Raw genomic sequence first — 25,128 nt, 5'->3', positions numbered from 1 at the left:
GCGGTGCTCACTGGGACGAGAGCACTCGCTTCGCTGCCCTGACGGGATCAGCCCGGACTTCGTGCTCCCAGACGCGTACCGTCGTCCACCCCAGTTCCTCGGCTTGCCGGGTCGCGACGGTGTCGCGCTCCCTGGTGCGCGCCATCTTCGCTGCCCAAAGTTCGGCGTTGGGGCCTTCGAAGGCCTTGCGCCGCCCGTGGTCCGGACAGGAGTGCCAGTAGCACCCGTCAACCCAGACAGCGATTCTACGGCCCGGGAGGACAAGATCGGGGGCCGATGCAGGTCCGAGCCGCCTGTGAAGCCGGAACCGCGCCCCAAGGGCATGGAGAGCCCGGCGCAGTTCAACCTCGGGCGTGGTGTTCCTGCTCTTGCGCCCCGAGAGGCTCGGGCTCGACTTCGTGCTGACCCAATGCTCCGCCACTGTTTCAGCCTATGAGGTTGCCTCAGCTGATCCGGTTCCGCGCTGTCGCGAACGCAAGGTGCCGGTCGTGGTCACCCTGGCCGACGAACCCTTTGAATGCACCGAGGATGTAGGTGCGGTCCTCGCCCTCGCCGTCGGTCTTGATGTTGAAGTCGCGGGAGAGGAGGCCTAGGCGTTGTTCGAACGCGCTCGGGTGGATGTTTCCGCCTGCAGCTTTGATCAGCTGCTTCGCGGTGAGGGGCCCTTCGGCAGCCTTGAGGGCGACGTAGATCGGCTCGTGCTGCATGGCGTCGGCCTCGGTTTCTGCGAGGTCCTTCGGGCTTCCGTCGCGCCTGAGCGCCGAGCGAATCGCACCTCCGACGGCCCGTGCTACCGGCGGCGGGAACGCGTTCCCGATCTGGCGGTACTGGCTAGTCTTCCGGCCTTCGAAGGTCCATGCGTAGTCGCCGTCGTCGAGCCAGCCCTGAAGCACCTTGACCATCTCGATCGTCAGCTTAGGCCTGTGGTCCGCCTTGTGATCCTTCGGGTTGGGGGCGTCGTTAGCGATACCCATCGCGTCGACACCCAGCTCTGCCCAAGCGCGCTTGGCTCGGGTCGGACCGAGGTCGGCGCCCCCGTGCTTCTTCGACCCGCCGACGATGGTCGGGGCGATGTCTTCGTTTGCCTTCTTGCGCCAAGGGCCGGCGCCCGGCCACTCGTGGATGTTCATGAGGTCGTAGAGAGCGTCACCGACACCTCCCTCGTAGGGAGTCTTCTCAGGCCAGTTGAAGTGGCGGGCGTCCTTCTCGTCTCGGAAAGCAACGAGGATGAAGCGGGGACGCAGCTGGGGCACCCCGTAGTCGCGTGCTTCGAGGAGCTTCCAGTCCGACCAGTAGCCGTGCTCCTTGAGCCGGTCCTTCACCCATTGGCGGTATGCGGCGAATCTCGGCATCGAGAGGCCTCGGACGTTCTCCAGCATTACCGCGCGCGGCTGCATCCGCCCGACCAGTTCGACGGCCCAGGCGAACAGGTCGCGTTCGTCACTGGTACCAAGCTGCTTGCCCGCGATCGAGAACGGAGGGCACGGCACGCCGCCCGCAAGCAGGTCGATTCCTTCGTAGTCGTCTGGGTTCCAGACGTGTCGTTCCTCGTCGAACTGCTCGCCTGGTTCTGGCACCGCGGCGACGTCGCCCACCGCTACGTCCATGTCCCAGCCAAGGCGCTTGCCGTTCGTGCGCAGGGTCTGCGCCGCGGTCTCGTCGATCTCGACGGCCAGTGAGTGCTTGAACTTGGCCAGGTGGAGCCCGAGGCTCTGCCCGCCTGCACCAGCACAAATCTCTACGACGCGAAGTTCAGACACGCTCTGCTCCTTGAAGGCTTCCTCGACTGCGGATCACGCTGGGCTCATTCAACACCGCGCCACTGACGTTCACCGGGCCTAGGCCGTGGCTCACGCTGTGCAGCGAACCACACTAGGTCCTCAGCCATCCGTCGTATGGGTCGGAGACCGTGACGGCGAGGTAGCCGACGCGACGAGAGGTCTAGGGCGCTGATCGCTGGCGGCTGCGCCCATTCGGCAACGAGCAGGGCAAGGGCCGTCGCGGGTGCCGCTACTAGCGCTGGCGCGTGGCGCATGAGCACAGCATGCACACATCCTCACGGCAAAACTTGCTTCACGAAAACTTTTCTGTGGATAGAACCTGTGGAGAAGCGCGAGTAACAGCACTTAGCGTTACCGCGTTGTGTGGCTCCGGTGTGAGGATGAGGGACAACGAGGTCGGCTCCGCCTGCGGGAACAGACGGAGCCGGGTGTCCTCGCTTTTCGATCGCGTCCAAAAGAAAGGAACACCTGTGAGTGTAAACGCTGACCCTGGACGTGGGCAGGGTGCGTCGCAGCGGGCATGGCTACTCCTGTTCGCGGGAGTGGTGCTAGCAGCGGTCTGGGAGTTGACAGCCAGCGCCGAAGTGGCGATCGGTGCGGCAGCTCTGGCGGTGCAGCTCGCCGAAACAATGAAGGGCAGCCCTCTGTAGACGCAGAGCCTCGCCACCATCGAGACCCCCGCTGACAAGCGGGGGTCTCGATGGCATGGCGGCCGGGCCTGCCACCGCCTACCCCGGGGCCAGCGTCGCCATGCTGTGCACGAGGGCGTCGGCACCCGCGGCGCGCAGCTCGGCCCCCCGCTCTTGCGTCTTGGCGTAGCCGATCGAGCGAATGCCCGTCGCTCGAGCGACCTCGATGTCGGACACGGAGTCACCGATGAGTACGGCGTCCTGGGCGCGGGCCCTAGCCATGCCGAGCGCGCGCTCGACCATGTACGGGTGAGGCTTCATGAGGTCTGGGCGCCTGGGCGGTCGACCAACGACTTCGTACAAATACTTGCCGAGCTTGTGGCGCCTGATGTAGGCGTATATCGCTGGTTCGGCGTTGTTGCTGACGATGACGACCCACACCTGTGCTTCGTGGAGCGCGGCGAGAAGCGTGTGCGCGCCGGGAGTTGGGATGCAGGTTCGTGCCGATTCCACCTCGGCCGCGGTGCACGCGGCGTCGACGTCTTCGAGAGCATCGGGCGCGTGCTTCCCGGCCCAGCGGATGACGGCGAGGTGGTCCGACGTCGCAGCGATGTCGTCGGGCAGCGTGGTGCCGTGGGCGGTGAGCGCCTGCCGGGCGGCGTCGGTGGCGCGCATGTTGGCCGGCGCGGGCATGAGGGGCGTCACGGGACCATCGAAATCAAGGAGGACGACGGACGACACGCTAAGAAGTTCCGCTGCGTCAGTCATGGCGCAACCTCTGCCGCGACCGTCTCCCAGACGCTGTCGAACCACTGGCGCACCTGCACGACAAAGGTTGACTCGATGGACTCGGGGTCGCCGTCGTCGGTGTAGTGGAAGAGGACGGCATCCTTGCCCATCGGGTCGAAGATGCTGACCTTCTCCCCACCAACCCTGACGTCGTGCGTGACCACGGGGTAGAAGCCGAAGAACGCAACGTCGCCGTTGATGACGTACGCCTTGAACACGGGCGCGGAGCCGAACGAGCGGGTCTCCACCGTGACGGTCGGGACGAGTTCGAGGTCCGCGAGCTCCAGCACCGAATCGCGAACGGCGCTGAGGTGTCGGGTGCCGATGTCGGCCATCCGCTGCCGGGCGCCGGCGCTCTCGTCCATGTCGCCGCTCGCTGCGGCGGGGAGCGCGAGCGGCTGCCCCATGTCGGACACCAACAGTCGGATGCGGATCGACTTGGGCGTCAGGCGACCGCTCCGGATCTTGTCGAGCGGCTCCGCGATCGCACCGTGAAGCGTCTCGGCCGTGTAGCCGACGAAATCGATGCTGACATCGTCGGCCTCGAACGCCTTTTCGAGGTGCGGCCGGAGCCCAACGGGGCGCTCTGTCCGCTCCCGCGCGTACATCCCGCTCCCCTGGCGCGAGATGACGAGGCCGTCGTCTTTGAGGATGCGTAGCGCCTGTTGAACCGTCATGCGCGCTACGCCGTAGCGCTTCGCCAGCTCGTTCTGAGACGGGAGTTTGTCGCCGGGCGCGATGGTGCGCGTGAGGATCGCGGCGCGGAGCGCTGCTGCGACTTGCTGGTAGGGCGGGCGCGGGTCGTCAGGGTCGAGGCTCATGCCTTCAACGGTACCCGCTTGGACAGCCAAGTCAGCCAACTTTCGTTCATCTGTTGACATGGCTAGCCAGGCTGTGCAAGTCTCCCCTTGTTCGAGTAGATGGCTAGCCAACCTAGTCCAGTCGAGAGGCGAGACATGTCGAAGTACCGCACCGGGGCGCTGAGCGAAGCGCGCCGCTACCTGTTTGAGGCGGCCCTGGCTCTGGCCGGGGCTGCTCGCACGCTCGTCACCCACGGCCACGGGCACGAGGACGACGGCACCGCCGAGGTCGGGCGGGAGGCGCTGGACCTTTCGGTCCGCGTCGAGGCGATGAAGTCCACCGTGCGCAAGGCCCACGAGGCCGCGCACGCCGCTGACGGCGACGAGGCGACCGGGGGCAACCGATGAACACCTACACGAGCTACGACGTGGCTGACGTCGAGCCCACGTTCACCGACCTGGCGGCCATCGCCGCCGAGGAACCGGTCATCGCTGCCGAGGTCGCCGTGGTGGACGCCGAGTGCCGCCTCGCCAGCTCGCCCGACGAGCTGGCGGTGAAGGCGCACCGCCGCGCGGTCGTCGCGCTCGGTGTCGCGATGCGTACGGCCGTCGAGACCAGCACCAACCGCGCCATCACCACGGCCCCGGCGTACGCGCCGGGTAGCCCGCTGTCGACGGCCCGCCGGGTCGTCATCCGTCCCGCCACCCGCACCGCCTGAACAGGAGCATCGCCATGATCACCGTTTCCCTGCTGGTCTTCCTGCTGATCGTCGCGTTCATCGCCGTCAAGTACGGGTCCGCCAAGGTCGGCACCCTGACCCTCGGTGTCTGCCTCGGGCTGGCGCTGGCTTCCACGTCGTTCGGCATGTGGGGCGTGGACGCTCTCAACGACCTGTTGAACAACCTGTTCACGGGCGCCAACGGCATGGTGGAGGGCTGAGGCATGACGAGCCCGAACGAGCACATGCACGGCACCCCGGATGACGGGCTGCCCGACGACGCCGCTCTGACCGCGATGGTCTACGGGCCCGGTCACGAGGTCGAGGCCAACCGGCTGGACCAGGGCGCCGCTCTGGTCCAGCCCGAGGACGACAACGCGCTGACGGGTGAGGTCATCGACCCGCCGGCCACGCCTGAGCCGGCGGACTCGCCTCGTGCGCCTCGTGTCGTCGAGCACCGCGGGGACCACGAGCCCCTGATGGTCCTGCCCCAGTGGGCCACCTCCCCCGAGGTGTTCCTGGCCGCCGCCCGCCGTGAAGCGAAGTTCGTGGCCTCGTGGACCGCGCACCACGGCGTCCGGCTGCCGTTCGTGTACCTGCCGCGCTTCCTGGTCCGGGCCGGCGTCGGGTTCGGGCTGTGCGTGCGTGGCCTGTCGCGGTGGGTGACCGACGCCGAGCACAAGGCCACCCGCGCCGCGCTCATGGTGGGCGTGCGGGGCACTAGTGAGTGGAAGGCGCTGCGTAAGGAGCATGCCGATGGAGTGCGTGCCCGCCTGGCCGGTCTGGCCGCCGGCGGCGTGATGTCCGGCGTCGCCGGGGTCACGATCAACACCTACACCGGCCCCGAGGGCCTGACCGCCGCCGCTATCGCCACGGGCGCGGCAGCCCTGACCGCGTTCGGCGTCGTCGGCACCCGCCACATGACCACACCCCTGGCCGAGTCCCACAAGGGTGACATCCCCAAGCTCACCGTGGACGTCGTCACCGACGCTCTGCTGACCCTGGGGCTGGGTTCGATGGGCGAGGCCAAGCGCGGCAACGCCGAGGTCAAGGTGCTGCGGATCTTCTCGACCACGGGCGGCGTGGAAATCCACATCGACCTGCCGCAGGGCGCGACCGCTGCGGACGTGATCGAGCGCAAGGACCGCCTGGCCTCGGCGCTGCGCCGTCCGCTCGACACGGTGTGGCCGGAGGGGAACCCCAAGGCCCACCCGTCGCGCCTGAACCTGTTCATCGCGGACAAGGGCCTCTCGGAGCGGGACGTGGCTCAGTGGAAGTACCGCACCAAGGGTGAGACGAACGTGTTCGAGTCGTTCGTGATCGGGGAGGACCAGCGCGGCCGCCCCGTGACCACGTCCCTGATGTACAACAACGGCGTCGTGGGTGGCCTGCCGGGCATGGGCAAGACGTTCTTCCTGCGGGTTCTGATCCTGGGCGCGGCCCTGGACCCGCGCACCGAGCTGCACATCCACGAGCTCAAGGGCACCGGTGACCTGTTGCCGCTGGCCCCCATCGCGCACGTGTGCCGCTCCGGTGACGACCCGGACGATCTGGCCGCGCTGCTGGCCGACCTGCGGGCCGTGCAGGCTGAGATGCGCCGGCGGGCGAAGATCATTCGTGGTCTGCCGCGGGATGTGGCGCCTGAGTCCAAGGTCACCGACGAGCTGGCCAAGGTCGGTAACCCGTACGGGTTCAAGCCGCTGCTGTTCGTCATCGACGAGTCGCAGCTCGGGTTCACCGACCCGACCGTGGGCGGCGAGATCTCGGCTCTGACCGAGGACATCACCCGCCGCGGCCGGGCGCTGGGGATCATGCTGTGGCTGGCCACGCAGCGTCCGAACAAGGACGCTATCCCGACCGGTATCTCTGCCTTGCTGTCGCTGCGGGCGTGCCTGCGGGTGGGGGACCAGACGACCAACGACATGGTGCTCGGGACGTCGATGTACAAGGCCGGGCACCGGGCCACGATCTTCTCGCAGGAGGACAAGGGCATCGCCCTGCTCGCCGGTGAGAAGTCCGACCCGCAGCTCGTGCGGGGTGCGTTCGTCGACGGGGCCGCCGCCGACAAGATCGTCGAGCGCGCCCGCGCCGTCCGTGAGGCCAAGGGCCTGCTGACCGGCATGGCCGCGGGCGACGAGGCCGCCGACCTGGACCACTCCACGATCCTTGACCATCTGCTCGCCGTGTGGCCCGAGAACGACCCCGAGTGGCCCACCGGCAAGGTCTGGAGTGACGAGCTGGCCGCGCGCCTGGCCGAGCACAAGCCCGCCCTCTATGAGGGCTGGGACGCCACCCAGGTTAACGCCGCCGCCAAGCGCCACGGCGTGGCCGCCAAGAACGTCAAGCGCGGCGTCAGCGTCCGCAAGGGCCTCGTGCGCGTCGAGGTCGCCGAGGCCGTGAACGACGTCATCGCACTGCCCGACACCACCGAGGAGGACTGACCCATGAGCACCAACACCACCCGACCGGGCTCACGTCGCCTGGTCCTCGCCGGAGCCGTCTCCGTCGCCCTCATCTCCACCGTCTCCGCCTACCTCGCCATGGTCGGCTTCGGCACCGACGTCCTGGGCATGGACACCGCCACCGCCTACACCACCGCCGGAGTCTTCGAGCTGTCGCTCGTCACGGTCGCCCTGCTGGCTCGTGAGGCCGCTCGGGACAACCGGCCCGGCGGCACGCTGCTCACCCTGACGTGGGCGCTGTCCACGGCGTCCGGTGTGTTCGCCGCGTGGCACGAGGTCTACCTCGGCCACCCGGCCGGCGCGGTCCTGTTCCGGTTCATCGTGCCGCTGCTGGCCGCCCTGATGTGGCACCTGGCCCTGATCGGTGACCGGCACCTCGCGTCGGGGGCGTCCTGGTCGAGCATGCGTCAGACCGCGCGGATGCACCGCCTGTTCCTGACCGTCGAGGACGCCGCCCGCGTCCACGAGACCGGGACCGGCACCCCGGCCGGACGCCGCGCCATCGAGCGCGCCGAGGCCCGACGCCGCAAGGCCCGTGCGGTCGCGCTGCGGACCGTGCCGCCGGAGCAGATGCGCGCCCACGTGGCCGCCTGGCTGGAGTCGCTGTCCGCCGTCGCGGACGGCACCGCCGATGTCGCCCGGATGCACGTCGAGACGAACCAGCGCGTGGCCGGTCTCGCCGTCGCCGCGCCGGTCCAGACCGCACCAGACTACGAGGCGCGGGCCGCTGAGTCGGTCCGGTCCGAACTGGAGTCGATGACCGGCCCGGACCGGTCAACGAACCGGTCCGCGCGCCGGTCCCCGGTCCGGTCCGGCAACCGGTCCAAGCTGCGCCGGTCCACTGTCCGGTCCGGGGCTGACCGGGCGGACCGGTCCGCTCGCCTGGCCGTCGTGTCCGGTCTGCTGGACCAGACGCCGGACGCCTCCGGTCCGGACGCGCTGGCCGCCTTGGCTGCCGCCGGTCACGAGGTGAGCGACGGCTACGCCCGCAAGCTGCTGCGCGAGGCCCGCGCCACCACGACGGACCAGACCACCGACGAGGCCCCGGCGACCGCGACGCCGGACGTCGTTGTCGAGGCCGTGCCGGTCCTGGTGGAGGCGTGACATGTCCCCGATCTTCCAGCGCGCCGCCGCCGAGTGGGCCGCGATGCGGTCCGAGTACGGCGACTACCTGGAAGCCCACATCGCCGCCGCCTACCGGGCGACCAACGGTGTCCTGCTCAACGCGCGGGGCCGGGCCGCCGGAGTCACTGAGGAGCGCCTGTTCCTCGCCGGAGGTAGCTACGCCGCCGCGTACGCCTCACCGGAGCTGCGCGAGTTCTGGGCGGCTCACCCCCGGCTGACCGTCGAGGCATTCGAGACCGCATGGGCCGAACGGCTCTACGCCACCGACAGGGAGGAGGCGCCCGAGGACTGGCACACCGCCGCCTGACCAGCACCACTCGCCCAACTCGCAGGAGGAACCGTGAACAGCAACGACAGCCTCAGCCCGACCGAGTACGCCGAGCTTGTGCGCGATGCCCGCGAGCTCGTGGCCGCCGTCGAGTGCGCCGTACGCCGCACGGGCGCCGTGTTCGTCGCCTCCCTGGGCGTCACCGTCGCCGCTACGGCCCTCGGGCTGGACCTGGTCGCCACGCTGGCCGCCCTCGTCGCGGTGACCGCGTTCGTCGCCGCACTGGTAACCGTCATGGTCCGTATCTCCCTCGGGCCGATGCCCGCCGAGGTAGCCCACACCACCCCCGCCGAGGCCCTGCCGAGCGCGGCGATCGGTAGCGGGAGGCCCGCTACCGGTAGCGGGGCCGCTACCGCCGAAAACGGCGTGATTCCAACGAAGTAGCGGGGTAGCGCCCACACGCGGCGCACCCCGAAACCCCCACCCCACGCAGTCCTGAGGGCACGGCGGGCCGCTACCGCTACCCGCCGTGCCCCTACCCCACCCATGCCAAAACAGGCCGCGCACCGTGGCCGAGGACCCGAGGGAGCCGTCATGAGCACACCCACTCGCTGGACCAGTACGCACGCGGGCAGCACCGCCGCCGAACTGCACCGAGGCGCGCTGCTGGCCACGGCCCTGGAGTACGCCGCCCGCGGCTGGCACGTCTTCCCGCTCATCCCGGGCGCCAAGCGCCCCGCGACCCCGCGCCACGCCGCCGACGGCTGCGACCACCGCGACCCGTGGTGCCGCGGTGGGCACACCGGCTGGGAACAGCGCGCCACCACCAACCCTGACCGGATCACCCGTGCGTGGACTACCGCCGCGTACGGCGTCGGGATCGCGTGCGGCCCCTCGGGGCTGCTGGTCATCGACACCGACACTCCCAAGCCGGGTGCCGCGCTCCCTCCGGTCGAGTCGCGTGGTGAGGCGACGTCGGGTGAGGGAGTGCTGATCGCTCTTGCCGAGGCCTGCGGCGACCTGCCGGAGACGTGGACCGTGGACACCCCGTCCGGTGGCGTCCACCGCTACTTCACCACCGAGCACCTGACCGAGCCCCTGGGCAACAGCGCCGGACGCCTCGGACCGTGGATCGATACCCGAGGCAACGGCGGGTACGTCGTCGCTCCGCCCACGGTCACCGACGCCGGGCGCTACCTCGTCGGCCTCGACACCCCGCCCGAGCCGCTGCCCGCGTGGCTGGTCCAGCGCCTGACCACACGCCCAGCCGCACCGGCCAGCCCGCGCGAGCTACGCCCCGTCACGCACCGCTCCGCCTACCTGCGGGCCGTGCTGACCAAGGAAGCCGAGCACGTCCGCGAGGCGACCGAGGGCGGCCGGAACCACGCCCTGTTCGCCGCCGCGTGCTGCCTCGGGGAACTGATCGCGGGTGGCTCGCTGACCGAGTCTGACGCCGCCGGAACGCTGCTGGACGCATCCGCTGGCCACATCGCCGCCGGGGCGTTCACCGAGGCCGAGGCGTTCGCCACGGTCCGCTCCGGCTTCCGCCGCGGGGCCGCCAAGCCCCGCACCGCCGCATGACCACCACCCACGCCCGACCGGAGAGAGGACACCTGATGAGCACCCTGACCCTGCCCCGCAGGCCGCGTGCACTGGACCTGTTCTGCTGCCAAGGCGGCGCCGGAACCGGCTACCACCACGCCGGATACGACGTCTACGGCATCGACCTCACCGCCCAGCCCCGCTACCCGTTCCCGTTCCTGCGCATGGACGCCCTCACCGCGCTCCGCTTGCTGCTGGCCGGGCACCGGCTGCCGTTCACGCACCCTGACGGCACGGTCGAGTACCTGGGCCTGGCTGACTTCGACCTCATTCACGCATCGCCGCCGTGCCAGGGGTACACGCGCGGTAACGCGGGCAAGGTCACCGCGTGGCCGAAGCTCATCCCCGACGTCCGCGCCCTCGTGGTCCTGACGGGGCTGCCGTACGTGATCGAGAACGTCAAGGACGCCGGACCCGAGATGGTCGACCCCGTCGGGCTGTGCGGGTGCATGTTCGACCTGTCCACCGTCGACACCGACGGCGTGACCATCCACCTCCAGCGCCTACGCCTGTTCGAGACCAACACTCCGCTCACCGCACCGCGCCCGTGCGACCACTCCGCACACACGTGGGTCGCCGGGGCGTACGGGGGCGCGCGGCGGGACAAGTACGAGGCCAAGTACGTCCGCAAGGGCGGCTACGTGCCCCGCAGCAAGGACGTCGTCAAGCGCCTGCTCGGGATCGAGCACGACATGACCTGGACCGGGCTGTTCGAGTCCGTCCCGCCCGCCTACACCGAGCACATCGGCACCCAGCTGCTCGCTCACGCCAACCTCGCGGCCGCCGCATGACCATGCCCGCCCGACCCCGACCGTTCACGCCGCAGAGGGAGACCGCCATGACCACACTCGCCGCAGCCCCCGCCGCCCAAGTGCTGCTCACCCCGCAGGAGGTGGCCGACCTGCTCCGTATCCCCGTCCGGTCGCTGTACGTGCAGCGCTCCGCCGGTCGCCCGACGCCGCCTGGCGTGAAGATCGGCCGGCACCTGCGCTACCGCCTCTCGGACGTCGAGGCGTGGATCGAGGACCAGTTCACTCGGAGCGCAGCATGAACGCCCCGAAGCCCATCGAGGCAGTCCCCGAGACCCCCGCGACCGACACGGCCGCTCCCGCCGTGGCGGCCGATGGGGCACCGGAGAAGAAGACCGCCGCGGCGGTCCTGGTGGACCTGGCACTCCAGCGGTACGACCTCGGATGCACCCCGGATGGCGACGCCTATGCGGTGCCGCGCACGGGTGGGAACGTGGTGCGGATGTTGCGCGGCGGGCGGTCCTCGCTGCGTGCCGAGCTCGCCAAGGCCTACCGGCAGCACACCGGGGCCATCGCGGGACAGCAGGCCCTCGCTGACGCGCTGCTCGTGCTCCAGGGCACGGCAGGCGAGGCCGAGCCGGAAGAGGTCCACATCCGTGTGGCCGAGCACGGTGGCGCGACGTGGATCGACCTGGGCGACGCGGCCGAACACGTCGTCCGCGTCGGAGTGGACGGGTGGTCCGTCGTCACCGAGGCCCCGGTCCTGTTCCGCCGCACCGCGCTGTCCGGGGCGCTGCCGATGCCCGAGCCGGGCGGCACCCTGGACGACCTGTGGGCGCTGATCAACGTCACCGAGGCTGACCGGCCGCTCGTGCTCGGGTGGCTCGTCGCCGCCCTCGGCTGGGCGCACATCCCGCACCCCATGCTCGCGCTGCTCGGTGAGCAGGGCACGGGCAAGTCGTCCGCGACGAAGAACCTGGTGCAGCTCGTGGACCCGTCTCCGGTGCCGCTGCGCAAGCCGCCCCGCGACGCCGACGGGTGGGTCACCGCCGCCTCGGGCTCGTGGGTGGTCGGGCTGGACAACCTGTCCACGATCCCGCCGTGGCTGTCGGACTCGCTGTGCCGGGCCGTGACCGGGGACGGCGACGTGCGCCGCGAGCTCTACTCGGACGACGGGCTGTCGGTGTTCTCGTTCCGGCGGGTGATCCTCATGAACGGGATCGACGTCGGCGCCATGGCCCCGGACCTCGCTGACCGGTCCATCGTGGTCAACCTTGACCGGATCACCGAGGACCGTCGCCGCCCCGAGTCGCAGCTCGCCACCGCATGGGAGTCGGCGCACCCGCGCGTGTTCGGCGCGCTGCTGGAACAGGTGCGGATCTGCAAGACACGGATGCCCTCGGTCCGTCTGGGAACCATGCCGCGCATGGCGGACTTCGCCATGGTGCTCGGAGCGCTGGACCAGATTCACGGCACCGACTCCCTGACCGCGTACAGCGACCAGGCCAACAGCCTGGCCCTGGACGCCGTCACCAGTGACCCGTTCCTCGCCGCGCTGACCGAGACGATCACCGAGGCGTGGCAGGGCACCGCGGCCGACCTCCACGCCCTGGTCCAGCCCGACGGGCTACCCCCGCGCACGTGGCCTCGGAGCGTGCGTGCGGTGGCCGGGGTGATCAAGCGGAACGCGCCGGCGCTGCGGTCGGCCGGGTGGACTGTGGACGACCTCGGGACCCGGAACAAGCAGAAGGTCACCGTCTGGGCGCTCACGCCACCTGAGATGGCCCGTATCCAACCCCCGCAACACCCGCAACCCCCGTCATCGCAGGTCACAGCGTTGCGCGAGGCGGGGGTAGGCGGGGGTAGGCGGGTCAACGGCGGGGGTTCAACCCCCGCCTACCCCCGCCAACACCCGCCTACCCCTGCCGACTCCGACGCTCTGACCAGCACAAACGGGGAAGCGGGGGTTGCGGGGCGGAAATACGGACCATCTCAGGTCGCCGCCTGCGACGACTGCGGAGAACCCCTCACCGGCCCCGGCTACACCGCCCGCTGCCGCCCCAACCACACCGTCACCACCCTGGAGGTCACCAACCATGTCGCGTAAGCCAATGCCCGTGGGATCGCACGGGAACATCACGCGGACCCCCTACTTCAACGGTGTCCGGCTCGTGGGCGAAGGCAAGGCCTGGCGCACGCCTGACGGCGAGGCGGTGCCCGCGAAGAAGATCCGGTGGGCAGCGCGCGTCAGGTTCCGCGACAACGACGGCCGCACGCGCAAGGTCGAGGCGTGGGGCGGCTCGGGCGCAGAGGCCGAGCGGCGCCTCAGGGATGACCTGACGATCCGTAAGCGCACGGCGTCGGACACCATCACGGCGGACACCCGGCTGGAAGTCCTCGCGGACTACTGGTTGCGGACCAAGATCGACCCGAGCACGCTGGCCGTGAACACGCGGCAGCGGTACAGGTACACCACCGAGCAGTACGTGGTTCCGGGCCTGGGCGGGCTGTTGCTGCGTGAGTGCACCGTGTCTCGCCTGGAAGCCTGGGTGGCCGGCGAGGTGGAGAAGCACGCAGCGAACGCCCGAGTGTCGCTGACGTGCCTCAAGGGGATGCTCGACGTCGCCGTACGTGAGGACGCTCTGACAGCGAACCCCGCACGGTCGGTCACCCCGGTACCGGCGACGGTGAGCGAGGACGTGCGAGCGCTGGCCGTGCCGGACGTCATCGAGCTGCGAGCGGTCCTCGCCATGGACGTCAAAGCGACCGCGATCGACCTTCACGACCTGGTGGACGTCATGCTCGCTACAGGGTGCCGTCCCGGCGAAGCCCTCGCGCTCCGGTGGGATGAAGTGGACCTCACCAAGCACGTCGTCTACCTCACCGGGACCGTGGTCCGTAAGAAGGGTGTTGGCCTGTTCCGGCAGGACACGACCAAGGGCAAGAAGCCGCGCGGGCACCTGGTGCCGGAGTTCGCAGTGCGGATGCTCGAAAAGCGGGCCACCGAGGCGTCCCCAGGCGAACTCAATCTCGTGTTTCCCTCGGAGCGCGGCGGGCTGCGCGAGGTGACGACCGTTGACCGCCAGTGGCGCACGTTTCGCGAGCGGCACCCGGAGTGGACGTGGATCACTCCGAAGACGTTCCGCAAGAGCGTCGGCACAGCCATCGAGCGCGGTGCAGATATCGAGGCGGCGGCAGCGCAACTCGGACACTCGCACTCGGCTGTGACGGCGAAGCACTACGTCGCGAGGCCCGCCGTCGGACCCGACAACCGAGAGATTCTGGCGCAGTTCGGCGCGCGATAGCGGTGGGGGATGCCTGGAATCGTGTGGATTCCAGGCCTCCCAGCCGTCCGGGTCAGGTCACACAGAGCTTGGGCGGCCTAGCCCGGCCGCATCCGTATGAATCCGGCGGTCAGTGGCCTAGCTGTGACGCCACTGTCCGTCATCGGGCCGCTCGGGCATCGTCGACGGCCGGACCAGCTTCCCCTCGACGGCATCGGCGAACCACCCGATCCACCTTTCGATGAACTCATCCGGTTCGTCGCGATCAAGCTCACCGGGAGTCCACGCAAGCTGCATGGTTCCCACCACGTTTGAGAACGCTACCGATGCTTCCCGCGGTTCGCGTGAGTCTGGCGCTATCGGACGCTGGCTCCCAACCAGCGGCGAATCCATGAACGCCAACTCGTACCAGGCGAACCGCCCCTGTTCGAAGGCGTCACAGAACCACAAGGAATGAGATCGGCCGACCCAAACGCCGTACCTCTCCTTGGGATGAACGCTGATCGATGCGTGGGCCACGACGTCGAACGGACCCGTCCAGTTCTGCGAGGCGACCGGTGCTGCAACCCCCAGTTCCGCGCCATCCAGATCTGCGACGAAGACCATTCGCCCCTGACCGTCACCCCGCTTGATCGTCGCCGCTGGCGCATCATCCTCGATCTGCTGTAGCAATGGCTCCGCGAACACGTTGAACGCCCGAATGCCGTCGGCTGCAAGGCGCGCCCGCTGTTCGGTCGCCTGGCGGATCGCTTCAGCTTCGGCCGAGGCTTGGGTGCGCTCCTGGACGATCCGTAGGTTCTGCGCGGCGAGACGCGACGCAGCCTGGCTCGTGGGCTCCTCGCGGGCCTTCTGCAGACGCGCAAGAAGGTTGGCGGGCGCGGGGCGCTGTGCGGGCACCTTCGACAGGCACTCCTCAACGATGTTCCTCAGTCGGTTCGTGCCGAGCAGCAGCCGCTCTGGTGTTGCAGTTCGATGCTGTTCGCGGAAGTCGTGAACCTCTGGCCCAAGAAACGGACGGTGCCCAGCCGTGATCTCGTAGGCCATGACTCCGAACGCGTAGACGTCCGTCGCACTCGTGGCGCGCTCCTCGTTCCATTGCTCGGGTGCAGCATAAGCAGGCGTCTTGGAGTACTTGCGCGTGTCGACCGCCGTCGTGGCTTCCGCATACCGGGAGATTCCGAAGTCAGCGATACACCACTTGCCCTCCAGAAACAGCACGTTGGCGGGCTTGAGGTCGCGGTGCACTATGCCGGCCTCTTCGAGCGCTACCAGCGCCTCGGCTACGTCCGTCAGGGCGTCCAGCGCCTCGCTCGGGTCCATCCGCTCACCGGCGAGCGCCGCCATGTGCTGGGCGAGCGATTTTTCCGCACGTGGCATGACCAGCACCAAGAAGTCGCCAGCCTCCCCCTTATCGAGGATCGGAACGACGTTACGGAGAGGTGCTGCCTTGAGCGCATCCCCGAACAGCAACTCACGCTCGGCACCAGGTGCCTTCTTCACGTACTTCACCACGACCGATCCTCCGTCGTCGGAAGTGGCCTCGAAGACCGCCCCAAAGCCACCGGTGTCGGCGTCGAGGCGCTGCCCGACCTCCCAGACCCGGCTCTCAAGTTGCAGTTCCACGCCCGCGAGCCTATGCGCCGCATCAGTCGGAGGCGAGGTGCGAGCCGGGCGATAGCGGTGGATTTCCGTTCGATCGGAACCGTGTAACGACAGCACGAAGGCCCGGGATCGTTGAGATCCCGGGCCTCTGGAGCCGCCTGTCGGGTTCGAACCGACGACCTTCCGCTTACAAGGCGGGAGCTCTACCAGCTGAGCTAAGGCGGCGGGCGGGGAACAGCCTAACGGTTCCTCCCGCCGGAGTCCGAGTCGAATCCGCGCGCGTCGGAGCGACGCCGCGGGCACGCAGAGCGGCGGGGCCCCGGACCGCAGTCCGGGACCCCGCCGTCGACTCGCCGGGTACTACTCGGACGGCGACGGGGACGGCTCCTCGGAGCCGGCGGCCTCACCCGTGATCGCCTGGGTCAGCGCGCCGGGGGTCTGCCAGTCATCGAACCGCTCGCCGTCGATCACCACGGTCGGCGTACCGAAGCTGCCCTGGGCGTTGACCAGGTCCTCGTCGCTGGTCGCGAGCTCCGTGGACGCGGTGACCCACTCCCGGTAGGTGTCCGTCGCGTCGCCGTCGGTGATGCCCGCGGCGACGTCGGCCGGCACGCCCGCCTGCTCGGCGACCTGGGCGATCTGCTCGTCGGACAGACCTGGGGTGTTCTCCTGCGGCTGGCTCGCGAACATCGCGTCGTGGAACGCGGCGAACTGCTCGGGGGCGCGGTCGGCGACCCAGGCCGCGGCCGACGCCGCACGGGTCGAGTACTCGGTGCCCTGGGAGGTGCGGTCCAGGATCGAGACCGGGTGCACCACGAACGTGACGTCACCGGCCTCGCGCATCTCGGTGATGCTCGCGCTGTTGGTCTGCTCGAACTGGCCGCAGATGGGGCACATGTAGTCGACGTAGACGTCGAGCGTCTTGGCCCCCTCGTTCGAGGTGCCCGCCACACCGTCGGCGCCCACGGGGATGCCCGTGTCCTGCACGACGCCAGCCGGGACGTTGTCCACCTTCTCCATGGGCGTCTTCTGCGACTCCATGAAGATCAGGACGACCGCCACGACCAGGACGATGACTCCCAGCCCGAGGAGTCCGAGCACGATCAGGCGGCTGCGCTTCTCGCGTGCCTGCTGCTTCTTCTGGAGAGCAAGGGCCTCGGCACGGGCCGCGTCGCGGCGCTGTGCCTTGGTCTGATTCGTCGACATCGGGGTCCTTCGAGATGCGGGCCAATGGGGCGAGGCGCGACACGCGCCTGGACCGAGCCTACTAGGGATCGCTGGGAGACTGCTGAACGTTTCTGTACGATCCGGACACCTGGCCCGAAGGTCACCAGGTCACGGCGGGCCGGTCGCCCAGCGGCCACCAGACGACGTCCACCGGGCTGCCGAACAGGGGCAGCGCGGCGAGCAGCGCGAGCGCCAGCACGACCAGGGTGACCAGCGTCTTCGAGCCCTTGCTCGGGGCGATCCGGCGCAGCAGCGGCCCGGCCCCGACCCGGGTCCCGTACGACGCCGGACCCCACCACGACACGACCACGGTGACCAGCATGCCCACGGCGAGCACCAGGCTGTCGACGATCGGCTGGTTCATGCCGCCCACGGACCGCGCCTCGACGGTCGGGATGGGCGCGATGATCACGTTGCCGGGCGCGAAGAGCATCAGGCCCAGCAGCACCACGATCACGCCGGCGCAGATCCCGACGGCCACGGCGGGCAGGACGCCGAACACGGCCCGCACGAGGTGCCAGGGGGACACGAGGGTCGCCACCAGGGCATCGCTGCGGCTCGGCCCGCGGCGCGCGCGGCGGCTGCGGAACTCGTCGACGGCGATGCCGGCCAGGCGGGTCACGACCAGCAGGGCCACGAGCACGGCGACAGCGGCGCCCGGCCGGGTCGCGGCGAGCGTCATGAGCGCGAGGGTGAGCGTCAGGAACAGCGTGCGGTAACCGGTCACGCGGGCGGGGTTCACGGGCTCCGGCAGGAGGGCGGTCCCGCCCGACGGTGCACCCGGCCCCGGCGAGCCCAGCGCCCGGCCGGTGACCGACCGGCCCTTGGCCCGGCCCGCGTTCTGCGCCAGGTCGCTCACGCCACCCACGGGGTCGCGGGTGCGCGCGGCAGCGGCGGCTCCGGCGGCCGCCCCGACCCCGGCACCACCGGCCGCCGCGGAGACGGGGCGCCGGCGGGGCAGCAGGCCCTTCGGCATGACGCGCGTCGAGCCGGCGTCGGCCGCCGCCACGGTGGTCCCGTCGCCGGAGGGGTCGAGGACCGTCGTCTCCGGACCGCCCTCCCCCGTCGTCGCGGCGACGAAGGCGTCCGACTCGGCCTTGAGCGCCCGCGCGACCTCGTTCGGTCCCCAGCGCTCGGCGGGCACGGCCCGGAGCGCCGCCGCGAGCGCTCGGCCGGCCCGCGGCTGGAGCCCGTCGAGGTCGGCCTGGCCCTGCCGCGAGCGCCGCAGCACGAGCTCGGTGGGCCGCACGCCGAACGGCGCACGTCCGGTGCCGGCGAACGCGAGGACGGCGGCCCAGGACCACCAGTCGGTGTCGGGTCCGGGCTCCGCGCCGTCGAGCAGCTCGGGCGCGAGGTAGCCGGGGGTGCCCATGACGAACCCGGTGCGGGTCGCCCGCACGTCGCCCGGGCCCTGCGCGAGCCCGAAGTCGATCAGGACCGGCCCGGTGCGCGCGATGAGCACGTTGGACGGCGTCAGGTCGCGGTGCACCACACCGGTGCCGTGGACGGCCTCGAGGGCGTCGGCGAGCTGGTCGGCGAGCTCGAAGAGGTCCCGGGAGTCCAGGGGACCGCGCGCGTCGATCTCCTCCTCGAGCGTGGGGCCCTCGACGAGCTCGGTGACGATGAAGGCGTCGGGCCCCTCCAGCTCGGCGTCCAGCACCCGGGCCACGGCGGGGTGCCGCAGGCCCTGCAGCGCCGTGGCCTCGCGGCGCAGCCGCTCGCGGGCCGCCGGGTCGTCGAGGTGGCGGTGGAGCATCTTCAGCGCGACGGCGTTGCCGCCGTCGTCCTGCGCGCGGTAGACGGCGCCCATCGCGCCCGACCCGATCTCGCGCACGACCGTGTACCCGCCGAGCTTCGTACCGGCAGCGGGGCCGGCGCCGTGCGGGGGCGCGATCGAGGCCTCCACCTCCTCCATGAGGCACACCGTAGCCGCCACCGACAGCGGACGCCCGCCAACATCCAGCCCCTGACCAGCACCGCGATACCTCGGCGTTCGAGTGGAACCGGACATCGTTACCCTGAGCAGGGAAGAGACCTCGTTACCCTTGACGCAGCAGAGTGAGAATCATCCACACATAAGGAGCAGTACATTGCCGGGTAAAGACGGGTACGATCTGGTCGTCGTCGCAAACCGGCTGCCGGTCGACTTCTCGGTCGGCCCGCAGGGCGACCTCACCTGGCAGAGGTCACCGGGCGGCCTGGTCACGGCACTCGAACCGGTCATGCAGGGCGCGGACGGCGCCTGGGTCGGCTGGTCCGGTGCCCCCGACCTCGCGCACGAGCCCTTCGAGGCGGACGGCATGCTGCTGGTGCCGGTCACGCTCAGCGCCACCGAGATCGAGCGCTACTACGAGGGTTTCTCGAACGCGACCCTGTGGCCGCTCTACCATGACGTCATCGCACCCCCGGACTACCACCGCCAGTGGTGGGACGCGTACCGCCGGGTCAACCAGCGCTTCGCCGACGCCGCCGCCGAGCAGGCCGCGGAGGGCGCCGTCGTCTGGGTGCACGACTACCAGCTCCAGCTCGTCCCCCGCATGCTGCGCGACCTGCGGCCGGACCTGCGGATCGGGTTCTTCGACCACATCCCGTTCCCGCCGGTCGAGCTGTTCGCGCAGCTCCCGTGGCGACGGCAGATCATCGACGGCCTGCTCGGCGCGGACCTCGTGGGCTTCCAGCGCAACGGCGACGCCGCGAACTTCGTGCGCTCGGCGCGGCGGCTGACCGGGTTCACCACGCGCGGCCCCGTCATCACCATCCCGGACGCCGACGGGCGGCCCGGCCGGCACGTACGCGCGTCGTCGTTCCCGATCTCGATCGACTCCCACCGGTTCGACACGCTCGCGCGCACCCCCGAGGTCCAGGCCCGCGCCAAGGAGATCAAGGCGGACCTTGGCAACCCGGACACGCTGATGCTCGGCGTCGACCGCCTCGACTACACCAAGGGCATCCGGCACCGCATCAAGGCCTACGGCGAGCTGCTCGACGACGGCCGCCTCGACGTCGAGCACGCCACGCTCGTGCAGGTCGCGAGCCCCAGCCGCGAGAACGTGGGCGCCTACCAGGAGCTCCGTGAGCACGTCGAGGTGCTGGTGGGCCGGATCAACGGCGAGTACGGCGAGCTGGGCCACTCGGCGATCCACTACCTGCACCACTCCTACCCGCCGGAGGAGATGGCCGCGCTCTACCTCGCGGCCGACGTGCTGCTGGTGACCTCGCTGCGCGACGGTATGAACCTGGTGGCCAAGGAGTACATCGCCGCCCGCTCCGACGAACGCGGCGCCCTGGTGCTGAGCGAGTTCACAGGCGCGGCCGACGAGCTCTCCCCCGGCCCCCTGCTGGTCAACCCGCACGACATCGACGGCATGAAGGACATCATCGTGGCCGCCGCGACGATGGACCCGCGGGAGCAGCGGCGCCGTATGCGGCGCCTGCGCCGCAAGGTCCTGGCCGACGACGTCGCCAAGTGGTCGGAGACCTTCCTCGGGGTGCTCACCGCGGTGCCGCCGCGGCCGCTGAGCGTGGACCCGCGCTCCACGGAGCCCCGGCACCAGAACCTTCGTGACGCGCTGACGGCGTTCACCACCGTGCCCGACGGCGTCCCCGCCAAGGGCCGGCTCGCGCGCATGGGCAACGGGAACGGTCGGCGCAAGAAGCCGACGACGGGCTGGCTGCTCGCGTCCGACTTCGACGGGACGCTGGCACCGCTCGTGGACGACCCCAAGGCGTCGACCATGACGCGGGCGGCCCGGACCGCCGTCGAGCAGCTGCACGCGCTGGCGCAGGAGGCGCCGGTGCGCCTCGCGTTCGTCTCCGGCCGCGACCTCTCCGACCTCGCCGAGCGCACGGTCGCCCCCGAGGGCACGTTCCTCGTGGGCAGCCACGGCGCGGAGGCGGGGCGGGCCACCGCCACCGGCGTCGACCAGGTGCCCTTCCACCTGACCACCGTCCAGTCCGGGCAGCTCGACGCGCTCGTCGCGGGCTTCGAGTCCGCGGTGTCCGGCCGCGAGGGGGCGTGGGTGCAGGTCAAGCCCGCGGCCGCCGTCGTGCACACGCGCCTGGCGAGCGTGGACGACGCCGCTGCCATCACCGTGGCCGCCGACGAGGTCGCGGCCAACCTGGGCCTGCCCGTGATGCACGGCAAGGACGTCGTCGAGGTGTCGGTGGTGACCACCAGCAAGGGCGAGGCGCTGCGCCGGCTGCGCGGCACCGTGGCGGCCGAGCTGGGCGTCGAGAAGGTGCGCGTCCTGTACGCGGGCGACGACACGACCGACGAGCAGGCCTTCGGCGCGCTCGAGGCCGGTGACCTGTCGATCAAGGTGGGCACGGGCGACACGCTCGCCTCCCACCGCGTGCCCGACCCGGACGCGCTCGCCGCCGTCCTGGCCGGCCTCGCCCGCACGCTGCGCGGGGAGGACTGACCCGTACGTGACCCGGTCGATACCGCGGCCTTGACCAACCGGGGTACGATCGCGCTGCAACAGTGTCACCGCCGACACGCGAGTGGAAGCAACGGCACCCGACCACAACGGATCGTCCGGCACGTACCTGCCGGTGGAGGGATGTTTTCTCATGGCTACGGTCACTTTCGACCACGCGACGCGCGTTTACCCGGGCACGGAGCGCCCGGCCGTCGACCAGCTGAACCTGGAGATCGAGGACGGCGAGTTCCTCGTCCTCGTCGGCCCGTCCGGCTGCGGCAAGTCCACCTCGCTGCGCATGCTCGCGGGGCTCGAGGACGTCAACGGCGGGCACATCTTCATCGGTGACCGCGACGTCACCGACGTGCAGCCCAAGGACCGCGACATCGCGATGGTCTTCCAGAACTACGCGCTCTACCCGCACATGTCGGTGGCGGACAACATGGGCTTCGCCCTGAAGATCGCCGGCACGCCGAAGGCGGAGATCCGCCAGCGTGTCGAGGAGGCCGCGAAGATCCTCGACCTCACCGAGTACCTCGACCGCAAGCCGAAGGCCCTCTCCGGTGGTCAGCGTCAGCGTGTCGCCATGGGCCGCGCCATCGTGCGTCAGCCGCAGGTGTTCCTCATGGACGAGCCGCTGTCGAACCTCGACGCCAAGCTCCGCGTCCAGACCCGCACCCAGATCGCGTCGCTGCAGCGCCGCCTGGGCGTCACCACGGTCTACGTGACCCACGACCAGACCGAGGCCCTCACGATGGGCGACCGCATCGCGGTCCTCAACGCCGGCATCCTGCAGCAGGTCGGCACCCCGCGTGAGATGTACGACCGCCCGAACAACGTGTTCGTCGCCGGCTTCATCGGCTCCCCAGCCATGAACATCGGCACGTTCGACGTCAAGGAGGGCAACGTCAAGGTCGGTTCGGCCAGCGTCCCGCTCGACCGCTCCATCGCGAGCAACCTGGCCGAGTCCGACGGCGGCAAGGTCACCCTGGGCTTCCGCCCCGAGGCCCTCGACGTCGTCCCGTCCGGCACCACCGGCTCGTTCGAGGTCGAGGTCAACCTGGTCGAGGAGCTCGGCTCCGACGCCTTCGTCTACGGCTCGCTCAAGGGCGACGCCGCCGACGTCGACCTCTCCGCCGGCGACACCAACCAGGTCATCGTCCGCATCGACCCGCGCGGCGTGCCGGACAAGGGCGACGTCATCAACGTCGCCATCCAGGCCGGCCACTCGCACGTGTTCTCCGCGACCACGGGTGAGCGCCTCGGCTGAGCCGAGCCTCCCTCGCCGAGGTAGGACCGTGGCGAAGTAGAACTGTGGCGAGACAGGACGCCGGCACCAGCCGATGTCCCGTCTCGCCACAGTTCTCTCTCGCCACCGTTCTGTCCCGGCACTCACGTCGTCCAGAATGGTGCCCATGCCCCAGCAGAACCTGCAGATCACCGCGGTCGCACCCGACCCCACTCTGCTGGACCTCCCCTGGCACGTCCCCCTGGCCGAGTGGCCGGACGAGGTGCTCGCCGCCCTCCCCCAGGGCATCTCGCGGCACGTGGTCCGCTTCGTCAACCACGGTGGCCGCGTGCTGGCGATCAAGGAGATCGGCGAGACCGTCGCCTACCGCGAGTACGCGCTGCTGCGCCAGCTGCACCGCATCGAGGTGCCCTCGGTCGTGCCCGTCGGCGTCATCACGGGCCGTAGCGCGCCCGACGGCGAGCGGCTCGAGGCCGTGCTGATCACCGAGCACCTGCCGTTCTCGCTGCCCTACCGCGCCCTGTTCAGCCAGGACCTGCGCCCCGACACCGCCACGCGGCTCATCGACGCCCTCGCGGTGCTCCTGGTACGCCTGCACCTGGTCGGTTTCTACTGGGGCGACGTCTCGCTGTCCAACACGCTCTTCCGGCGGGACGCGGAGACCTTCGCCGCCTACCTGGTCGACGCCGAGACCGGCGACATGCACCGCCAGCTCACCGACGGCCAGCGCAACTACGATGTCGACCTGGCACGCACCAACATCATCGGCGAGCTGATGGACCTGGCCGCCGGCGAGCTGCTCGACGAGGACGTCGACGAGGTGTCGATCGGCGACGCCCTGGTGGAGCGCTACCAGGAGCTGTGGGCCGCCCTGACGGTCTCGGAGGCGTTCGACTCCGACGAGCGCTGGCGCGTCGCCGCGCGCATCGAGCGGCTCAACGACCTCGGCTTCGACGTGGGCGAGCTCGAGATCACCACGGACATCGACGGCACCAAGGTGCGCATCCAGCCCAAGGTGGTCGACGCCGGGCACCACTCGCGCCGGCTGCTGCGCCTGACGGGCCTGGACGTCCAGGAGAACCAGGCGCGCCGCATGCTCAACGACCTCGACAGCTTCCGCGCCGCGACCGACCGGCAGAACGACCAGGAGCAGATCGTGGCGCACGCCTGGGTCCGCCAGGTCTTCCGCCCCACGATCGACGCCGTGCCCCGCGAGATGCGGCGCAAGCTGGAGCCCGCGCAGCTCTTCCACGAGATCCTCGACCACCGCTGGTTCATCTCCCAGCAGGCGCAGCGCGACATCCCGCTGCCCGAGGCCGCGACGTCCTACGTGGAGAACGTGCTGCGGCACCGCCCCGACGAGGACGCCCTGCTCGGCCTCGCACCGGGCGAGGCCGAGCAGCAGGCCTAGCGGGGTCTAGCCGGCCTCGCCCCGCTGCTTCGCCACCTCGTACAGCGTGATTCCCGCCGCCACGGCGGCGTTCAGCGACTCCGTCGTGGCCGCGATCGGGATCGAGACCACCGCGTCGCACGCGTCGCGCACGAGGCGGGACAGGCCCTTGCCCTCCGAGCCGACCACCAGCACCAGCGGGTCGTTCGCGTACGCGAGCTCGCCCACGGGCATGTCGCCGCCCGCGTCGAGCCCCACCACGAAGCAGCCGGTCTTCTTCAGCTCGGCGAGCTCGCGCGCCAGGTTGGTCGCACGCGCCACGGGCACGCGCGCGGCGGCGCCCGCAGACACCTTCCACGCCGACGCCGTCACGCCCGCCGCGCGCCGCTCCGGCACCAGCACGCCGTGCGCGCCGAACGCCCCGGCGGACCGCAGCACGGCCCCGAGGTTGCGAGGGTCGGTGACGCCGTCCAGCGCCACGATCAGCGGGGGCTCCCCCGCCTCGGCCGCGACGTCGAGGAGGTCCTCGGCGTCCCGGTAGTCGTAGGCCGGCACCTTCATGGCGACGCCCTGGTGCACGGCGCCGTCGGTGATCTTGTCGAGGTCGAGGCGAGACGCCTCGAACATCGGCAGGCTGCGCGCGTGCGCGATCTCCAGGATCTCCTGGGTGCGGTCGTCCGACTCCAGGCGCGAGGCCAGGTAGATCCCCTCGGCGGGCATCTCCGCGCGCAGCGCCTCCAGCACGGCGTTTCGGCCGGCGACGACCTCGGCCGCCCCGGCGCCCTTGCGGCCCGCGCCGCGCCCGCCCGGGCTGCCCGGACGGCGACCGGCCGCGGTGGCCCGCTTCTCGGCCGCGACCTTGCGCTGGTGCGCCGGGTGGTACGTGCGGTCCTCCGCCTTGGGCGTCGGGCCCTTGCCGCGCAGCGCCTTGCGGCTGTGCCCGCCGGTGCCGACCTGCGCGCCCTTCTTGGAACCGGCCTTGCGCACCGCTCCGGCGCGCTTGGAATTGCCTGCCATCTTTGTTTCTCGTC

23 protein-coding genes and 1 tRNA gene are annotated in these 25,128 nt (G+C 70.4%); 15 read left to right on the top strand and 9 right to left on the bottom strand.

Annotation, left to right across the window (positions count from 1 at the left end):
• Positions 1-7 precede the first annotated feature (7 nt).
• The 4 genes from ACH45N_RS22315 to ACH45N_RS22300 all read right to left on the bottom strand — a co-directional run bounded on the left by ACH45N_RS22315 (position 8) and on the right by ACH45N_RS22300 (position 4,020).
• Positions 8-421 carry a very short patch repair endonuclease gene (locus tag ACH45N_RS22315; protein ID WP_397397992.1) on the bottom strand — a complete coding sequence of 138 codons (414 nt, stop codon included), beginning with the start codon at positions 419-421 and terminating at the stop codon, positions 8-10.
• 22 nt (positions 422-443) lie between these two features.
• A complete protein-coding gene (locus ACH45N_RS22310; protein WP_397397990.1) occupies positions 444-1,760 on the bottom strand; it encodes a DNA cytosine methyltransferase in 1,317 nt (438 codons plus the stop codon).
• Between the two features lie 749 nt (positions 1,761-2,509).
• The gene (locus ACH45N_RS22305) at positions 2,510-3,178 is read right to left on the bottom strand and encodes an HAD family hydrolase (protein ID WP_397397988.1); all 669 of its coding nucleotides are present in this window, start codon (positions 3,176-3,178) and stop codon (positions 2,510-2,512) included.
• Positions 3,175-4,020 carry a GntR family transcriptional regulator gene (locus ACH45N_RS22300; RefSeq protein WP_397397985.1) on the bottom strand — a complete coding sequence of 282 codons (846 nt, stop codon included), beginning with the start codon at positions 4,018-4,020 and terminating at the stop codon, positions 3,175-3,177. The genes ACH45N_RS22305 and ACH45N_RS22300 overlap by 4 nt, the downstream gene beginning before the upstream one ends.
• Positions 4,021-4,155: 135 nt before the next feature.
• On the opposite strand from ACH45N_RS22300, the gene ACH45N_RS22295 reads away from it, so the two are divergent.
• The 12 genes from ACH45N_RS22295 (at position 4,156) to ACH45N_RS22240 (ending at position 14,229) form a co-directional block, all read left to right on the top strand.
• Positions 4,156-4,407 carry a hypothetical protein gene (locus ACH45N_RS22295; protein ID WP_397397983.1) on the top strand — a complete coding sequence of 84 codons (252 nt, stop codon included), beginning with the start codon at positions 4,156-4,158 and terminating at the stop codon, positions 4,405-4,407.
• Positions 4,404-4,718, top strand: a complete 315-nt coding sequence (locus ACH45N_RS22290) for a DUF6284 family protein (RefSeq protein ID WP_397397981.1) — start codon at positions 4,404-4,406, stop codon at positions 4,716-4,718. The genes ACH45N_RS22295 and ACH45N_RS22290 overlap by 4 nt, the downstream gene beginning before the upstream one ends.
• Positions 4,719-4,732: 14 nt before the next feature.
• A complete protein-coding gene (locus ACH45N_RS22285) occupies positions 4,733-4,939 on the top strand; it encodes a hypothetical protein (protein WP_397397978.1) in 207 nt (68 codons plus the stop codon).
• Positions 4,940-4,942: 3 nt separating this feature from the next.
• Positions 4,943-7,159, top strand: coding sequence for an FtsK/SpoIIIE domain-containing protein (locus ACH45N_RS22280; protein WP_397397975.1), 2,217 nt, complete (start codon positions 4,943-4,945; stop codon positions 7,157-7,159).
• A gap of 3 nt (positions 7,160-7,162) precedes the next feature.
• The gene (locus tag ACH45N_RS22275; protein WP_397397972.1) at positions 7,163-8,284 is read left to right on the top strand and encodes a hypothetical protein; all 1,122 of its coding nucleotides are present in this window, start codon (positions 7,163-7,165) and stop codon (positions 8,282-8,284) included.
• 1 nt (position 8,285) lies between these two features.
• Positions 8,286-8,612, top strand: a complete 327-nt coding sequence (locus ACH45N_RS22270) for a hypothetical protein (protein ID WP_397397969.1) — start codon at positions 8,286-8,288, stop codon at positions 8,610-8,612.
• Between the two features lie 33 nt (positions 8,613-8,645).
• Positions 8,646-9,017, top strand: a complete 372-nt coding sequence (locus ACH45N_RS22265) for a hypothetical protein (protein ID WP_397397966.1) — start codon at positions 8,646-8,648, stop codon at positions 9,015-9,017.
• A gap of 150 nt (positions 9,018-9,167) precedes the next feature.
• Positions 9,168-10,154 carry a bifunctional DNA primase/polymerase gene (locus tag ACH45N_RS22260; protein WP_397397964.1) on the top strand — a complete coding sequence of 329 codons (987 nt, stop codon included), beginning with the start codon at positions 9,168-9,170 and terminating at the stop codon, positions 10,152-10,154.
• 35 nt (positions 10,155-10,189) lie between these two features.
• Positions 10,190-10,966 carry a hypothetical protein gene (locus tag ACH45N_RS22255; RefSeq protein ID WP_397397961.1) on the top strand — a complete coding sequence of 259 codons (777 nt, stop codon included), beginning with the start codon at positions 10,190-10,192 and terminating at the stop codon, positions 10,964-10,966.
• A 47-nt stretch (positions 10,967-11,013) separates the two neighbouring features.
• On the top strand, positions 11,014-11,226 hold the full coding sequence (locus tag ACH45N_RS22250) for a helix-turn-helix domain-containing protein (RefSeq protein WP_397397959.1): 213 nt from the start codon (positions 11,014-11,016) through the stop codon (positions 11,224-11,226).
• A complete protein-coding gene (locus tag ACH45N_RS22245; protein ID WP_397397957.1) occupies positions 11,223-13,031 on the top strand; it encodes a hypothetical protein in 1,809 nt (602 codons plus the stop codon). Before ACH45N_RS22250 ends, ACH45N_RS22245 begins: the two co-directional genes overlap by 4 nt.
• A gap of 64 nt (positions 13,032-13,095) precedes the next feature.
• Positions 13,096-14,229, top strand: coding sequence for a tyrosine-type recombinase/integrase (locus tag ACH45N_RS22240; protein ID WP_397397955.1), 1,134 nt, complete (start codon positions 13,096-13,098; stop codon positions 14,227-14,229).
• Positions 14,230-14,346: 117 nt separating this feature from the next.
• Here the strand turns inward: ACH45N_RS22240 and ACH45N_RS22235 are convergent, their stop codons facing one another.
• The 4 genes from ACH45N_RS22235 to ACH45N_RS22220 all read right to left on the bottom strand — a co-directional run bounded on the left by ACH45N_RS22235 (position 14,347) and on the right by ACH45N_RS22220 (position 18,952).
• Positions 14,347-15,831 carry a serine/threonine-protein kinase gene (locus ACH45N_RS22235; RefSeq protein WP_397397952.1) on the bottom strand — a complete coding sequence of 495 codons (1,485 nt, stop codon included), beginning with the start codon at positions 15,829-15,831 and terminating at the stop codon, positions 14,347-14,349.
• A gap of 128 nt (positions 15,832-15,959) precedes the next feature.
• Positions 15,960-16,035 (bottom strand) — tRNA-Thr (locus ACH45N_RS22230).
• 135 nt (positions 16,036-16,170) lie between these two features.
• Entirely contained in the window at positions 16,171-17,016 is an 846-nt protein-coding gene (locus ACH45N_RS22225) for a DsbA family protein (protein ID WP_397397949.1), read from the bottom strand.
• A gap of 121 nt (positions 17,017-17,137) precedes the next feature.
• Positions 17,138-18,952, bottom strand: a complete 1,815-nt coding sequence (locus ACH45N_RS22220; protein WP_397397947.1) for a protein kinase — start codon at positions 18,950-18,952, stop codon at positions 17,138-17,140.
• Positions 18,953-19,127: 175 nt separating this feature from the next.
• Here ACH45N_RS22220 and otsB point away from each other — a divergent pair, with 175 nt between their 5' ends.
• From otsB to ACH45N_RS22205, 3 genes are all read left to right on the top strand, one after another.
• Positions 19,128-21,458, top strand: coding sequence for a trehalose-phosphatase (otsB, locus tag ACH45N_RS22215; protein ID WP_397397944.1), 2,331 nt, complete (start codon positions 19,128-19,130; stop codon positions 21,456-21,458).
• A gap of 151 nt (positions 21,459-21,609) precedes the next feature.
• Positions 21,610-22,728: an ABC transporter ATP-binding protein gene (locus ACH45N_RS22210; protein ID WP_397397942.1), complete on the top strand. Its 1,119-nt coding sequence runs from the start codon at positions 21,610-21,612 to the stop codon at positions 22,726-22,728.
• Between the two features lie 145 nt (positions 22,729-22,873).
• Positions 22,874-24,118 carry a DUF4032 domain-containing protein gene (locus ACH45N_RS22205; protein WP_397397939.1) on the top strand — a complete coding sequence of 415 codons (1,245 nt, stop codon included), beginning with the start codon at positions 22,874-22,876 and terminating at the stop codon, positions 24,116-24,118.
• Positions 24,119-24,124: 6 nt separating this feature from the next.
• Here the strand turns inward: ACH45N_RS22205 and rlmB are convergent, their stop codons facing one another.
• A complete protein-coding gene (gene rlmB / locus ACH45N_RS22200) occupies positions 24,125-25,114 on the bottom strand; it encodes a 23S rRNA (guanosine(2251)-2'-O)-methyltransferase RlmB (protein ID WP_397397936.1) in 990 nt (329 codons plus the stop codon).
• Between the last annotated feature and the right edge of the window lie 14 nt (positions 25,115-25,128).

This window comes from Promicromonospora sp. NPDC019610, from assembly GCF_044389365.1.
Taxonomy (GTDB): Bacteria; Actinomycetota; Actinomycetes; order Actinomycetales; family Cellulomonadaceae; genus Promicromonospora.
This window is presented reverse-complemented; position numbering and strand designations above follow the sequence as displayed.